Source organism: Kribbella sp. NBC_00382 (assembly GCF_036067295.1).
In the GTDB taxonomy this organism is placed as follows: Bacteria; Actinomycetota; Actinomycetes; order Propionibacteriales; family Kribbellaceae; genus Kribbella.
The window spans coordinates 4,108,423-4,122,319 of the sequence record NZ_CP107954.1 but is presented as its reverse complement, the minus strand read 5'-3'; the positions used below and the strand labels follow the sequence as shown (position 1 = coordinate 4,122,319).

Below are 13,897 nucleotides of genomic sequence, written 5' to 3'. Positions count from 1 at the left end.
GGGCTTTTGTTGTGCCGCGGGTCAGACGTATCGGTCGGCGTGGTCGGACTGGACGATCGCGACCAGGTCCTTGATCCGCTCGCCGTCGGCCAGCGGGCAGACCAGGGTGACGTCCTTGGTGTGCACGATGATGTGCCCGGTCAGCCCGACCGCGGCGATCAGGTGGTCCGGGTCGTCGGTGACGATCACGTTGTCGTGCGAGTCGAGCAGGCAGCTGAGCGCGGACGGCTCATGCCGGTTGCCATCGGCATCGACCTCGTAGGTACCGGCCAGCGCGGCCCAGGAGCCGACATCGAGCCAGTGCACCTGCATCGGCAGGACGACGACGTCCGCGTCGACCTTGCCCTGCGAGGCCGGCTCCAGCATGGCGTAGTCGATGCTGATCTTCTGCAGCGTCGGGTAGATCCCGGCCAGCGTCGCTTCGCGCTCCGGGGTGTCCCAGACCGAGGCGACCTGACGGAGCTGCGCGGCCGACTCCGGCAGCAGCTTGTCGAGCAGGTCCAGCACGGTCTCGGCGCGCCAGACGAACATGCCGGAGTTCCACCAGAACCGGCCGGTGGCGAGGTACTCCTCGGCCGTCTCGCGATCCGGCTTCTCCCGGAACCGGTCCACCGCGTACGCCGGTGTGCCCTCGATGGCGTCACCGCGTTCGACGTACCCGAGCCCGGTGTGCGGATGGGTCGGCTCGATCCCGAACGTCACCAGGGATCGGGGCCGCTGCTCGACCACCTCGAACCCGGCCTCGATGGCCGCGCGGAACTCGTCCTCGGGCGTGATCAGGTGGTCCGATCCGACGATCGCCAGGACCGCGTCCGGGTCGTTGCGGGCGACCACGGCCGAGGCCAGGCCGACCGCGTTGGCCGTGTCGCGGCCGACCGGCTCACCGATGATGTTGTGCTCACCGAGCTCCGGCAGCTCTTCGCGGACCAGGTCGGTGTGCGCCGCCACCGTGCAGACATAGATGTTGGCCGGGTCAACCAGACCCTTCAGCCGGTTGTAGGCCACTCGCAGCAGGGAGTTGCCTGCCGCCAGGGGCAGTACCTGCTTGGGTTTGTCGGCCCGGGACAGCGGCCACAGCCTCGTCCCCGAGCCGCCGGCCAGGATCACCACGTTTCGCATGGGGAGGGAGCCTACCGGGCTGGGACTACTCCGCCGGCCCGGTGGCTGACTCGGTGGCTGACTCGGTGGCGGGCTCTACCTCGCAGGCCGGGTTCTCGGGACGGTTGTCCGGCGGGGGTGGGAGACGTAGGTGCGCGAGGTCCGGTGGGACCGGGCTGATGGGGCGGAAGAAGGGGTCTGGGTCGCCGTCGATGCCGGTGGCGGGGGCGTCGGTCAGGCGGAAGCGGTCGCGGAGGCGACCGTAGAAGTCGGTGGGGCGGAGGCGGACCAGGCGGAGGCGGCGGACGGAGCCGTAGACGCCTATCCAGTCGCCTGGGTCCAGTACGCCGCGGAGTTGGCCGTCGATGCTTACTGCTGCCTGGCCGGAGTGTGGGAGGACCCGGAGGCCCACTGGCTCGTCGGGGGCCGCTACGACCGTGCGGTTGAAGGTCATGTGCGGGGCGACGGGGGTGAAGACGACTGCTTCCATGTTCGGCGACAGGATCGGGCCGCCGGCCGCGAAGCTGTACGCCGTACTACCGGTCGGTGTGGCGACGATGAGTGCGTCTGCGGAGTACGACGCGAGCAGGCGGCCGGACAGGTAGACGCCGACGCTCACCTGGTGGTCACGGGCGAGCTTCTCGAGTACTACGTCGTTCAGCGCCGTCACGTCGAGTGCTACGCCCCAACCGTCGGCCTCGGGGCTCTCCTGCCGCACAGCGGGCGGTGGTAGCGCCGGACCGTGCCCGTACCGCAGTAGTGCCTCGATGCCGCTCGGGATCTCCAGCGGCCGGGAGGCGCGCATCGTGAGCGTCATGCGCTCCTCGATGGTCGCCTGGTCGTGGTGGACCGCCTCTAGCGCCTCCTCGACGTCACTGCAGGCCACCTCGGTCAGGAAGCCGACCTTGCCGAGGTCTACGCCTAGTACCGCGGCACCGTTCTTGGCGGCGATCCGGGCGCCCCGCAGGAAGGTACCGTCGCCGCCCAGGGTGACGACGAGATCCGGGTTGCCGGCGTGATGCATCTCCGCCATCCCGCCCCGGCGGTGCTCGTGCTCCTTCCAGACGTCGATGTCCGTACAGCCGATGTCGTTCTTCTTGCACCACTCACGAACCACCCCGGCGGCCTGGACGGCCAGCGGGCGGGCTTGGTGGACGACGAGTCCGAGACGGCTGACGGGCACTGTGCTGCTCCTCCGGTACGACGACTGCCTGGCGCCTGTACGGCGCTGCCGACCACCGTATGTCGTGCGGACCGGATCACCACCGTCAGCCGACAATTCCCTGACATTCGGTCGGCACTGTGAACGCTATGACCACCAGCAAGCTGAACAAGTGGGCCCCGCTGGTCCTGTTGGCCGTCCTGGCGACGGGCTGCTCGTCCTCGAAGGCGGACACCCAGGCCCAGACCCACGACGCCGGCAAGGCCCCGGAGATCGCTACCCTGACCACTCCGCCGCCCGGTAAGACGACCGGCAAGACGACCATCAAGGCGACGCCGAAGGACCCGGACGCCGGTCGTCCGCGCGAGCGGATCGACATGACCGATGCCGACCGCAAACGTTTGTACGCGCCGTACATGTCCTGCCTGAAGGACAACGGCATCGACACCTCCAAGCGCGGCCAGCAGCCCGGCGTACTCGGCAGCGGTCCGACCACCGACCCGAAGAAGGCCAAGAACGCCGGCAAGGTCTGCGAGCCGAAGCTGCCGCTGCCGGCGTGGGAGATCGACGCCAACAACCCGGACGCGCTCGACTTCGGCCGCAAGGTGGTCCAGTGCCTCAAGGACAAGGGCGTCAAGTACGTCGAACTGTCCACCGACAACTCGTCGGGCATCATCGGTCCCTCGCTCGGCGGGCCGCAGAACGACATGCAGTCGATCACCAAGGGCATGGACCTGATGCCGGAATGCCAGCGCGAGGTGGCCGGCAAGTGAGCAAGCGTTCTCGCCGGGTGGTCGCGTTGGTCACCGGCGCTGTGGTGGTGGCCGGGGCGGGGGTGGTGGGGTTCCGGATCTTCGACAGGCCGGAGAAGGCATTGGCGTCGGACGGGCCTGATCCCGCGCTGACGGTGGAGATCGTGCGTACCGATCTGTCGCAGGCGAAGGATCTGGGTGGGCAACTCGGGTACGGCGCCGGCCAGACGATCAAGAGCCACGCGGAGGGGACGATCACCTGGCGGCCAAAGGTCGGGACGTCGCTGGGGCGCGGCGAGGTGTTGTTCCGCGTCGACGACAAGCCGGTGGTGCTGTTCTTCGGCGGTACGCCACTCTTCCGCACGCTCGGCAAGGCCGCGCCACCCGTCAGCCCGCCTTCGACGCCGCCGTCCGCTCCACCCTCCGCACCGCCTGCAAAGGAAAAGCCAGTCGAAGGCCCGGATGTACGAGTGGTGAAACAGAACCTCACCGCGCTCGGTTTCTTGCCTAAGACAACGACTGACAAGTTGACCTCGGCAACCACTCATGCGATCAAGGAGTGGCAGAAGTCGCTCGACCTGGACCCGACCGGCGTAATCGATCCCGCGACCGTCGTCGTCCTGCCCGGCGCCGTTCGCGTCGACTCGATCAAGGCCGCGCTCGGCGATCCGGCCGCGGGTGAGGTCCTGGGCGTGACCGCCACCGACAAGGTCGTCACGCTGCCCATCGACGCCGACTCCACGCAAGGGATCAGCGTCGGCGCGAAGGTCAAGCTCACATTGCCGAACGGCAAGGCGACCACCGGCACGATCCGCAGCGTCGGCACGGATGCGACGCCGCCACCCAGCGATGGCAATCCAGCGGACGGCGGCAAGAAGCCGCAGGTGACGGCGCTCATCACGCTCGACCATCAGGCGGCGAGCGTCGGGGTCGATTCGGGTCCGGTGACCGTCACTGTGCCGGGGCCGTCGCGGAAGGGCGTGCTCGTAGTACCGGTTGCTGCGTTGCTGGCTTTGCGGGAGGGCGGGTACGCCGTACAGGTGGTCAGCGGTAGTACGACGGCGCTGGTCGGCGTGAAGACCGGAATGTTTGCCGACGGCAACGTCGAGATCACCGGCGCTGGATTGCAAGCCGGCCAGAAGGTGGTGACGACCTCATGACCGCGGTCGTCGAACTCACCCATGCCGTCAAGGAATACCCCGGCGGCGTCCGCGCCCTCGACGACGTCTCCCTGCGAATCGAACCCGGCGAACTGCTGGCAATCGTCGGCCCCTCCGGCTCAGGCAAATCCACCCTGCTCAACCTGATGGGCACCCTCGACCGCCCAACGGCAGGCACCGTCGCCATCTCCGGCCAGGACGTCGCCGACCTCTCCGACCGCGAACTCTCCGCCCTCCGCGGCCGCTCGATCGGCTTCGTCTTCCAACAGTTCCATCTCTCCGACGGCCACACCGCCACCGAAAACGTCTCGACGGGCCTCCTGTACGCCGGTACGCCCCGGCGCGCCCGCAAACCGCTAGCCCTCGAGGCTCTCGCGAAGGTCGGCCTCTCCCACCGAGCCAACCACCACCCCCACCAACTCTCCGGCGGCGAACGCCAACGAGTAGCCATCGCCCGAGCCCTGGTCAACTCTCCCGCGATCGTCCTGGCCGACGAACCCACCGGAGCCCTGGACACCACCAACGGCCAAGCAGTCCTAGCCCTCCTCCACCAACTCCACACCACCGGCACCACCATCGCCGTCATCACCCACGACCGAGACATAGCCACCCAACTCCCCCGCCAACTAGAAATGCGCGACGGCCGCCTAGTAGGCGACGCATGAGCCGCCCGAATTGCGCCCGGCTACGCCGGGCGGAGAAGACCGGAGCGCCGGCGGGCGGTACAACGGCCAGCGGAGCGGACGACGGCGGGGTCGAGGCGAGCGGGGTGAGGGGCAGTGGGATGAGAGCGGGCACCGGGCAGTCACCCCGCAGTGTCGGCGGCAGGCTGCGCCGGCGGGTCCGTGCTTCGCGCCCTAGCGGGGAACGGCTGACTCAGCCAGTGCGGCTGCCACTCTCTGACCTTCTGCTGTTGGGGCTCACCCGCGTGCGGACCAGGCCGATGCGGGCTGCGCTTTCTGCGTTGGGGATCTCGATTGGGATTGCGACGATGATTGTGGTGACTGGGATTCCGGCGTCCAGTCAGCAGGCTGTGCTGGATGAGTTCTCGACGTTGGGGCCGGATCTACTCAGGGCTGCAGCGGTGCCTGATGCCAATGACCAGAGTCAGACCGCAGGGCTGCCGGTTGAGGCGGTGGGGATGGCTGGGCGGATCGGGCCGGTGCGGGAGGTCAGTGGGGTGGCCAATGTGCATGCGAGTGTGCGGCGGTCGGACAAGATCGACGGGACCACCAGCAGCAGTGGGATCACCGTGCTGGCGGGGACGCCTAACCTGGTGAACTTGCTCGGTGCGAAGGTTTACTCGGGCAAGTTTTTGTCTCAGGCAAGCGACAAGTTCCCGACCGTCGTACTCGGCGCCAAAGCGGCTACCTGGCTGGGCATCACCGACCTGCCAGCCGGTCAGCCGCCACCGCGAATCCTGCTCAACGACACCTGGTTCACCGTCATCGGCATCCTCTCGCCCTCACCGCTGGCACCAGACGTCGAGCAATCCGTCCTGATCGGCTGGGACGCCGCCAAGACGACCCTCGGCTTCGACGGCCGCCCATCCGTCGTCTACGTACGCTCCACCGACACAGCAGTGGAGGACGTCCGAGCAGTACTAGGCCGCACCCTCAGCCCCGAGCAACCCGGCATGGTCCAGGTCAGCCGCCCCTCCGAAGCCCTCGCCGCCAAGCGCATCACCCAGAACGCCTTCTCCACCCTGTTCCTGGGCTTGGCCGGAGTAGCGCTGCTAGTCGGCGGCATCGGCGTCGCCAACACGATGGTCATCTCAGTCCTCGAACGCCGCCGCGAGATCGGCCTCCGTCGCGCCCTCGGCGCCAACCGCCGCCAGATCCGCGGCCAGTTCCTGACGGAATCAGTCGTCCTCTGCACGATCGGCGGTTTGATGGGCGCCATCCTCGGCGTCCTCGGCGTGATCGGGTACGCCGACGCGCAGGGCTGGCCCATCGTCATCCCACCCACCGCCGTCCTGGCCGGCCTCGCCGCCTCTATCTCCGTGGGCGTACTAGCCGGCGTCTACCCCGCGATCCGAGCATCGTTGCTCACGCCAACAGAGGCACTGGCGTCAGATTGAGTACCAATTGTCAGGATGTTGTCCCGGCCGACCAGACATCACCCGGAGCAACGACAACCCGACCTATAGTCGAGGACATGTGTGCCCAGGTCGTGCTTGCCGAGGACGACGAGAAGCAGGCCGAGCTCGTCCGGCGCTACCTCGAGCGCGAGAACCACGAAGTCACCGTCGTCCACGACGGCCGCTCAGCGCTCGAAGAGGTCCGCAGGCGGCAACCCCAGCTACTCGTCCTCGACGTGATGCTCCCCGGCGTCGACGGCCTCGACGTCTGCCGGATCCTGCGCCGCGAGTCGGGCATCCCCGTCCTGATGCTCACCGCCCGTACCGAAGAAGAGGACATGCTGCTCGGCCTCGACCTCGGCGCCGACGACTACATGACCAAGCCGTTCAGCCCACGCGAACTCGCCGCCCGCGTCCGCACCCTCCTCAGACGAAGCCGACCAACCGCCACCGCCGAACCGGACACCCTGCTCCGCGTCGGCGGCGTCGCCGTCGACCCCGAACGCCACGAGTTGTTTGCCGACGGCACCAAAATCACCTGTACGCCCGGCGAGTTCCGCCTGATCGCAACCATGGCCGCCCGTCCTCACCGGGTCTTCACCAGAGCCCAACTGCTCGAGCAACTGCACGGCATCGACCAGTACATCACCACCCGCACGATCGACACCCACGTGCTCAACCTGCGCAAGAAGATCGAGCCCGACCCGCGCAAACCGATCCGGCTGCTGACCGTCTACGGCGTCGGCTACAAGCTGACCGACGGGTGAGAACGCTGACCAGCACCCGGCGGATCGGCCCGCGATGACGGCCCGGCGGAGTTTGCTCGTCCGGCTGCTGGCCGGCGCCGTCCTGATCGCGCTGTGCTCGATCGCGGCGACCGCCTGGCTCGCGGCCCGGAGTACGACGGTCGCCATCCAGCAGCAACAGGGCCAGGCGCTCGCCGACGACGCCAAGATCTACACCACCCTGGTCGGGTTCGCCGCCACCCATCGCAGCTGGTCCGGCATCGGCAAGGAGATCTCCAAGCTCGCCCTCGACACCGGCCGGCAGATCAGCCTGACCACCCGCGACCGCCAACTCATCTCCGGCCAGCCGGTCCCCGCGACCCAGATCCCGTCCGCAGTCGTCTGGCCGCTCGACCTCAGCACCGGCCTCGGCGGTACGCCGACCGACGCTTCCGGCCAGATCGACTCCCGGGTGGTCGGCCCGTTCAAGCTGACCGACGCAGCGAAGGCCGGGCTCGACGGCGTCGCGCAGCGGGTACTCAGGTGCGTTCAGGACAACAGCAACGGGCTCGGCAAGATCACCTACGACCCGACCGGCAGGCCGCAGATCGAGGGGGCGCCGCAGTACGCCGTGGACCAGTGCCCGACGACCGCGCTCGACGAGATCGACAGCCGGCAACTCAAGGCGTATTCAGACCTGCAGAGTCGGGTCAACGCCTGCCTGGCCAAACGCGGACCGTCCACGCCGATCAAACTCCAGGCCGACCTGAGCTGGACCCCGTACTTCGGCGTCACCACCGGCCAGTTGCTGCCCGCCCCGAGCAGCGGGCCCGCCGAACGGCCGTCGGTCAAGTCCTCTCCAGCACCTCCGCCGCCCGACCCCGCCGTCGTCGAGGCCTGTATGACCGCCTCGCGGCGCGCCCAACTCACCCCGTACGTCGCTCCGCCCGCCCTCCTCTTCGTCAGCACCCACAGCGAGGCGTCCGCGGAGCTCGACCTCTCCCCCGCGAACCAGAAACGCATCGCCGGAGTCGCCGCAGCGATCCTCGGTATCACCGTGCTGATCGCGGCCGTCGGCGGAATCCGCCTGGTGCAACCCCTGCGAGCCTTGACCAAGGCATCGCGGCAGATGACGAGCGGCGATGAGAACGTCCGAGTGAAGGTCCGGGGCATCGACGAGATCGGCCAGCTCTCGCTCGCGTTCAACGAGCTGGCCGATGCCCGGGCCCGAACCGAATCGTTGCGTAGGGCAATGGTCAGCGATATCGCGCACGAGCTGCGGACGCCGTTGAGCAACATCCGCGGCTGGCTGGAGGCGGTCGAGGACGGCGTGGCGCAGCCGGACGCGACCTTCATCGCCTCACTCAGCGAAGAGGCTGCGCTGCTGCAACACATCCTCGACGACCTGCGCGACCTCGCCACCGCCGACGCCGGCAACCTGCGAATCCACCCCGAGCGGGTCTACCTCGGCCTGCTGCTCGATCAGGTCGCCGGTACGTTCCGCAGCCAGGCCGAGCACGCCGACATCACGTTGTCGTCAGCAACCATCGGCGACATCGAACTGGAGGCCGACCCCGTCCGTCTACGCCAAGCCATCGGCAACCTGGTCGCCAACGCCCTCCGCTTCACCCCCGCCGGCGGCACCGTCCGCATCGAGGGTCGGGTCGAGGGCGACCAGGTTGTCATCGACGTGATCGATACCGGCGCGGGGATTGCCGCTGAGGACCTGCCGAAGGTCTTCGACCGGTTCTGGCGCGCCGAACAGTCTCGCAACCGGCACACCGGCGGCAGCGGCCTCGGGCTCCCGATCGTCCGCAGCCTGATCGAAGCCCACGGCGGTACCACCACCGCAACTAGCACCCTCGACGAAGGCTCCACCTTCACCCTCCGCCTACCGCTTCAGCCGCCAGCGGCCGCCCGGGTCACCACCTCCTGACACCAGCGCCTGGGGAGGATTTTCTCCAAGACCGGGGAGGCGTTTACCCCCGATTCGCGACATTTCCCTCCCCAACGTCCCACACAAGGGTTGCAGGGCTAGCCAGGCGGCGTGGAGCGGCGGGAGGCCGTGATGATCGGGTCCGTCTCGTCGTCGAACTCGCCGATGACCTCCTCGAGGAGGTCTTCCAGGGCGACGACGCCGAGCGGCTCGTCACCTTCCTGGACAACCGCAAGCTGTGAGCGCTTTTCGCGCATCAAGCGGATTGCGGCGGCGACTGGAGTGGAGGCGGGCAGGCGCAGGGGCTCCGTCATCAGGTCCGAGGCGCGTAGCGTCGTGCCGCCGCGGGTGGTGGCTCGGGCGGCGTCGCTGACGTGGACGATGCCGCAGACTGCCGAAGTACCAGGGGTTACGACAGCTAGCCGGGAGTGGCCCTCGCGGCGGCTGGTTCGTTCTACCTCGCGGGCACTCGCGGATGCCGTCACGGTCGACACCGAAGCGGTTGGTGTCATCACCTGGGCGACCGTGATGTTCTGCAGCGCGAGCATTGCGGTCAACAGGTCGTGTTCCGGCGCCTCGAGGGTGCCGTGTTCGCGGGACGACTCGATCAGCAACCGCAGTTCGTCCGGGCCGTGCGCGTTGGCCAGCTCGTTCTGCGGGGTCACCTTCAGCACCCGCAAGCAGAGGTTCGCCATCCAGTTCAACACGATCAGCAACGGGCGTACGAGATAGGTGAAGCCCCGGAACGGCAACGCCAGCAGCAAAGCCGACCGCTCGGGATCGCTGATCGCCCACGACTTCGGCGCCATCTCCCCCAGCAGTACGTGCAGCAAACCGATCCCGCCGACAGCGATGATCAGCGCGATGACATGCCCGACATCCTCAGGTACCGAGACCAGCTCGAACAGCGGATGCAGCAGGTCCGCCACCGCAGGCTCCGACAACGACCCAAGTCCCAGCGTGCACAAGGTGATCCCGAGCTGAGCACCCGCGAGCATCAACGACAACTCGCTCACCCCAGCGATCGCCGCCCGCGCCGCTCGCGAACCCGATGCGGCCGCCTGTTCAAGCCGATGCCGCTTGGACGCGACGAGCGAGAACTCCGCCGCCACGAAGAACCCGTTGAAGATCAGCAGCAACAACGAGATCAGCAACGCCACCGTAGTACTCATGAGAGACGCTCCAGTACGACGATGCCCGGCACATGCCGAAGTACGGTCTGAACGCGAAGCCGCACCAGCTCGGTCGGTACCGGCCGCCCGTCATGGTCGAACCGCCGAGGCAGCTCCACCACCAACTCGTCCTGCACCACCGGAACCCGTCCGAGCCGAGCCATGATCAGCCCCGACACCGTGTCGTAGTCCTCATCCTCGGGCAGCTGGATCCCGATCGCCTCGGCCACCTGATCGGTCCGCCAGCGCGCCGGCAACGTCCACGACCCATCCGGGTTCTCGACCAACTCGGCCTCGGGCAGATCGTCCTCGTCCCGGATCTCGCCCACCAACTCCTCGGCGATGTCCTCCAGCGACAGTACGCCGGCGAAGCCACCCCACTCGTCGACGACGATGGCCAGCTGGCGGTGCGCAGTACGAAGTGCTTGCAGTACTGCGGGCAGCGGCAAAGTGGACGGTACGACGACCGGCTCAGACGCCAGCGACCCGGCCAGGACGTGCAGCCGGTCGACCGGCTCAACCTCGACCACGTCGCCGATCGCGATCACGCCAACCACCTCGTCGACCGATTCGCCGATCACCGGGAAGCGGCTGTGCCCCGTATCGAGCAGCTCGACCACCCGGGTCAGCGGCGCGTCGCGGTGCACCGTGATGACGTCGACCCGCGGCGTCATCACCTCGTCGGCCTGCCGGTACCGGAAGTCGAGTCCGCGATCCAGCAACCGCATCGTGTCCTCGTCCAGCAGGCCTTGCTCGTACGACGTGGCGATGATCCGGTCCAGGTCCTGCGCCGTGGCGCCCTGCGGCAGCTCCTCGACCGGTTCGATCCCGACCCGGCGCAGGATCCGGTTCGAGGTGGCGTCGAAGACGTGGATCAGCGGCCCGGCGACGGTCAGGTAGATCAGCGTCGACCGGGACAGCCGCAGCGCGATCGCCTCGGCCCGGGCGATCGCCAGGTTCTTCGGAGCCAGCTCGCCGAAGACCATCTGGATGATCGTTGCCAACAGCAACGCCAGGATGACGGAGATGGTCAGACTCACGCCGGTCGGCAGGCCCGCAGTACCGAGCAGGTCTTCCAGCCCGGCACCCAGGGAGGGCTGGGCGACGTAGCCGGCCAGCAGCGCGGTGACGGTGATGCCGACCTGTGCGCCGGACAGGACGAAGGAGAGCCGGGACGTCACTTTCAGTGCCCGGGCCGCGGCGGCGTTACCCCCGTCGGCCAGGCCCTGGAGCCGGTTCCGGTCGACTGCGACGTAGGAGAACTCCTGAGCCACGAAGTAGCCGGTGGCAACGGTCAACGCCAGGATCAGCACCAGGCCGATCACGATCAACATGCAGTGACTTTACGAGAACTCCGGCCGCTGCAGCACCGCGGGGTCGGTCACACCACTCAGGCCGCGGCCTTCCAGTCCGGGTGGCCGGGCATCGCGGGGAGCTTGGTGCCGTACAGCCAGGAGCGGAGGAACGGGCCGAGGTCCTGGTGCGCGACCTCCGAGGCGGTGGCGATGAAGTCTCCGGTGCCCGCGACGCCGTTCGCGTGCTCGCGGACCCAGGTGCGCTCGATCCGGTTGAACACCTTGGCCCCGACCTTCTGCTGCAGGGCGAAGAGCACCAACGCCCCGCCCTGGTACGCCGCGTCCCCGTACGGGCGGATCGGCGCGCTGTCGCCCGGCCACTTGGCGGGGTTGGGCTTGGCGATCGGGCCGTTCGCGAGCATCTGGTTGCCGAGTTCGACGTACGAATGCCGCATCGACTCGGTCTGACTCTGGCGGCCACGGGCGGCGGTCCACGCATCCTCGTAGAAGACCGCGTGCCCCTCGTTGAGCCACAGGTCCGACCAGGTCTTCGGTGAGACCGAGTTGCCGAACCACTCGTGCGAGACCTCGTGCAGCACGACACCGTCCACGCCGTTCTGCTCGAACCCCTCCTTGGTCATGTGATCAGCCGGCATCAAGGTGAGGCCCTGCGTCTCCAGTTCGCCGCCGACCGGCGCGATGTACGAGCCGGCCCGGACGCCGGGGAAGCGGCCGAGTCGTTGCTCCATGAACCGGACCGACTCGTCGAAGGACTTCAGCTGCGGCTTGATCTCCTTGAGTTGCGCCGTCGGTACGGCGTACCGCATGTCGATGCCGTGCGAGCCTCGCGCGTGGACGACGGTGAACGGGCCGACGCCGATCTGCAGCAGCTCGGTGGCGATCTTGCGATCCTCGCGGAAGACGCGCGTGGCTGTCCCGCCGGTCTTGACGGTGCTCAGAAGCTTGCCGTTGGCAATGGAGTTGAGTCGGACCGGCGCGGTGATGCTGATCGTGGCAGGCGCCTTCTGAGCCGGGTGATCGCTGACCGCCAGGATCCTGCGCGCGCCCGACGGCTGGTTGATCGCCTGGATCCAGTCACCGTAGTGGATCAGCCCGGGCGGGAAGACGATCTTCGGATCGGTGACCCCTGGCACCTTGCTCTTGACGTCGACCTTGACGACGAACCGCGCGTCCTTGCGGACCGGCCGCTTCGGCGTGATGACCAGTTCGCCTTGTGGGGTTGACTTCCACGCCGCCCGCAGCCCGTTCACCCGTACGCCGGTGACCTCGGGCCCGAGCAGGTCGAGGTCGAACCGGTTGAGCCCCTGGGTGGCTCGGGCAGACAACGTCGTACTGGCCGTGTAGCCGGTCAGCTTGTCGTTGAAGGTGAAGGCCAGCTTCTGGTCGACCACGTCATAACCACCATTGCCCAGCTCCGGCCAGACCTTGTCGCCTATCCCTGGCCCACCCGCCGTAGCTGGTGCGGCGAAAGCAGACGGGACCGTGAGTCCGGCGGCAAGGCTGGTCAGGGCAAGGGTGGTCGCGAGAGCGCGACGTGGATTCTTCATACCCCTGAAACTATTGTTGCCTGGGCGCCCAGACATCGAACTCAGGGCGGGACCTCAGCTCATCCTCTGGTCGTAGGGCAGCACCTTGCCGTCGCGGACGAGTTCGCCGTACGTCGACGGGTCGACGTGGTCGGCGAGGATCAGGTCGAGGATGGGCTGGACGGCTTCTGCCGGCGTACGAGCCTCGCTGAAGTCGTCGAACCAGGGGCGGGAGGCGCGGGTGTCGACGAGACCGGGGCAGACCGAGGCGATCAGGGTGCCGTTGGCAAGATCCTCGGTACGCCGGGTCGCCGCGACCGCTCGTACTGCGGCCACCTGGGCGACCTTGGACGTGGTGTTGACAAAGTCCGGCCAGCCTTGTTCCGTTGCGGTTCCGGCGTGGATCGACTGGCGCCAGTCTTCGACCGCCTGCTCGAGCTGGTCGAGCGTGTGGCCGTCCTCGAAGAAGGGCTGGACTCTGGCGTCCAGGTTGTCCAGCGTGCCGAATGAGCTGGCGACGACGATCAGGCGGCCGGCTGGACGGAGTACCGGGACGAAGGACCGGAGTACGGCGGTGGCGCCGCCGTTGGCGACTGCGATGAATTCGTCGGCTTGCTCGGCCTGCGTGCGGTCGGGGGTCAGCGGGCCGACGGCGTTCGAGATGACGATGTCGACGCCGCCGTACTGGGTCTGCAGGTCGGCGGCCAGGTTGGCGACGGCGGTCGCGTCGGTGACGTCTAGGACTCGGCCTTCTACTTGCGCTGTTCCTTTGACCTGCTCGACCGCGGCGGCGACGCGTTCCGGGTGGCGGCCGGTGAGCAGGACCAGGTCGGTGGCGTCGAGGCGGGCGGCCAGGCCTTCGACGAGGGCGAAGCCGATTCCTTGGTTGGCCCCGGTGACCAGGGCGATTCTCTGCGGTCTCATGTTTTGAGGCTAGGAACGATGTATCCATGACTCAAGCGAGACTTAG

At 67.9% G+C, this 13,897-nt stretch carries 12 protein-coding genes; 6 read left to right on the top strand and 6 right to left on the bottom strand.

The window, feature by feature from the left end; genetic code table 11:
- Positions 1-21: 21 nt before the first annotated feature.
- A complete protein-coding gene (locus OHA70_RS20085) occupies positions 22-1,119 on the bottom strand; it encodes a mannose-1-phosphate guanylyltransferase (protein WP_328334806.1) in 1,098 nt (365 codons plus the stop codon).
- Between the two features lie 25 nt (positions 1,120-1,144).
- On the bottom strand, positions 1,145-2,281 hold the full coding sequence (locus OHA70_RS20080) for an NAD(+)/NADH kinase (RefSeq protein ID WP_328334804.1): 1,137 nt from the start codon (positions 2,279-2,281) through the stop codon (positions 1,145-1,147).
- 128 nt (positions 2,282-2,409) lie between these two features.
- On the opposite strand from OHA70_RS20080, the gene OHA70_RS20075 reads away from it, so the two are divergent.
- The 6 genes from OHA70_RS20075 to OHA70_RS20050 all read left to right on the top strand — a co-directional run bounded on the left by OHA70_RS20075 (position 2,410) and on the right by OHA70_RS20050 (position 8,913).
- Entirely contained in the window at positions 2,410-3,033 is a 624-nt protein-coding gene (locus OHA70_RS20075) for a hypothetical protein (RefSeq protein WP_328334802.1), read from the top strand.
- A complete protein-coding gene (locus OHA70_RS20070; RefSeq protein WP_328334800.1) occupies positions 3,030-4,172 on the top strand; it encodes a peptidoglycan-binding protein in 1,143 nt (380 codons plus the stop codon). Before OHA70_RS20075 ends, OHA70_RS20070 begins: the two co-directional genes overlap by 4 nt.
- The gene (locus tag OHA70_RS20065) at positions 4,169-4,837 is read left to right on the top strand and encodes an ABC transporter ATP-binding protein (RefSeq protein WP_328334798.1); all 669 of its coding nucleotides are present in this window, start codon (positions 4,169-4,171) and stop codon (positions 4,835-4,837) included. Before OHA70_RS20070 ends, OHA70_RS20065 begins: the two co-directional genes overlap by 4 nt.
- Before the next feature lie 218 nt (positions 4,838-5,055).
- Positions 5,056-6,252 carry an ABC transporter permease gene (locus OHA70_RS20060; RefSeq protein ID WP_328334796.1) on the top strand — a complete coding sequence of 399 codons (1,197 nt, stop codon included), beginning with the start codon at positions 5,056-5,058 and terminating at the stop codon, positions 6,250-6,252.
- A 77-nt stretch (positions 6,253-6,329) separates the two neighbouring features.
- Complete coding sequence (locus OHA70_RS20055) at positions 6,330-7,019, top strand: response regulator transcription factor (protein ID WP_328334794.1); 690 nt, start codon at positions 6,330-6,332, stop codon at positions 7,017-7,019.
- A 34-nt stretch (positions 7,020-7,053) separates the two neighbouring features.
- Complete coding sequence (locus tag OHA70_RS20050) at positions 7,054-8,913, top strand: sensor histidine kinase (RefSeq protein ID WP_328334792.1); 1,860 nt, start codon at positions 7,054-7,056, stop codon at positions 8,911-8,913.
- Between the two features lie 98 nt (positions 8,914-9,011).
- On the opposite strand, the gene OHA70_RS20045 is transcribed toward OHA70_RS20050, so the two are convergent.
- Genes OHA70_RS20045 through OHA70_RS20030 form a run of 4 tightly spaced genes read right to left on the bottom strand, consistent with a single transcriptional unit; the run spans position 9,012 to position 13,851 of the window.
- Complete coding sequence (locus OHA70_RS20045; RefSeq protein ID WP_328334790.1) at positions 9,012-10,085, bottom strand: hemolysin family protein; 1,074 nt, start codon at positions 10,083-10,085, stop codon at positions 9,012-9,014.
- Positions 10,082-11,419: a hemolysin family protein gene (locus OHA70_RS20040; protein ID WP_328334788.1), complete on the bottom strand. Its 1,338-nt coding sequence runs from the start codon at positions 11,417-11,419 to the stop codon at positions 10,082-10,084. Before OHA70_RS20040 ends, OHA70_RS20045 begins: the two co-directional genes overlap by 4 nt.
- Before the next feature lie 56 nt (positions 11,420-11,475).
- On the bottom strand, positions 11,476-12,948 hold the full coding sequence (locus OHA70_RS20035; protein ID WP_328334786.1) for a M1 family metallopeptidase: 1,473 nt from the start codon (positions 12,946-12,948) through the stop codon (positions 11,476-11,478).
- Between the two features lie 54 nt (positions 12,949-13,002).
- Positions 13,003-13,851, bottom strand: coding sequence for an SDR family NAD(P)-dependent oxidoreductase (locus OHA70_RS20030; RefSeq protein WP_328334784.1), 849 nt, complete (start codon positions 13,849-13,851; stop codon positions 13,003-13,005).
- Between the last annotated feature and the right edge of the window lie 46 nt (positions 13,852-13,897).

What these genes read in the sequence shown, in the direction of transcription:
- OHA70_RS20085 (WP_328334806.1), bottom strand. Translation starts at nt 1,119, where the DNA reads ATGCGAAACGTGGTGATCCTGGCCGGCGGCTCGGGGACGAGGCTGTGG.
- OHA70_RS20075 (WP_328334802.1), top strand. Translation starts at nt 2,410, where the DNA reads ATGACCACCAGCAAGCTGAACAAGTGGGCCCCGCTGGTCCTGTTGGCC.
- OHA70_RS20065 (WP_328334798.1), top strand. Translation starts at nt 4,169, where the DNA reads ATGACCGCGGTCGTCGAACTCACCCATGCCGTCAAGGAATACCCCGGC.
- OHA70_RS20055 (WP_328334794.1), top strand. Translation starts at nt 6,330, where the DNA reads ATGTGTGCCCAGGTCGTGCTTGCCGAGGACGACGAGAAGCAGGCCGAG.
- OHA70_RS20050 (WP_328334792.1), top strand. Translation starts at nt 7,054, where the DNA reads ATGACGGCCCGGCGGAGTTTGCTCGTCCGGCTGCTGGCCGGCGCCGTC.
- OHA70_RS20045 (WP_328334790.1), bottom strand. Translation starts at nt 10,085, where the DNA reads ATGAGTACTACGGTGGCGTTGCTGATCTCGTTGTTGCTGCTGATCTTC.
- OHA70_RS20040 (WP_328334788.1), bottom strand. Translation starts at nt 11,419, where the DNA reads ATGTTGATCGTGATCGGCCTGGTGCTGATCCTGGCGTTGACCGTTGCC.
- OHA70_RS20035 (WP_328334786.1), bottom strand. Translation starts at nt 12,948, where the DNA reads ATGAAGAATCCACGTCGCGCTCTCGCGACCACCCTTGCCCTGACCAGC.
- OHA70_RS20030 (WP_328334784.1), bottom strand. Translation starts at nt 13,851, where the DNA reads ATGAGACCGCAGAGAATCGCCCTGGTCACCGGGGCCAACCAAGGAATC.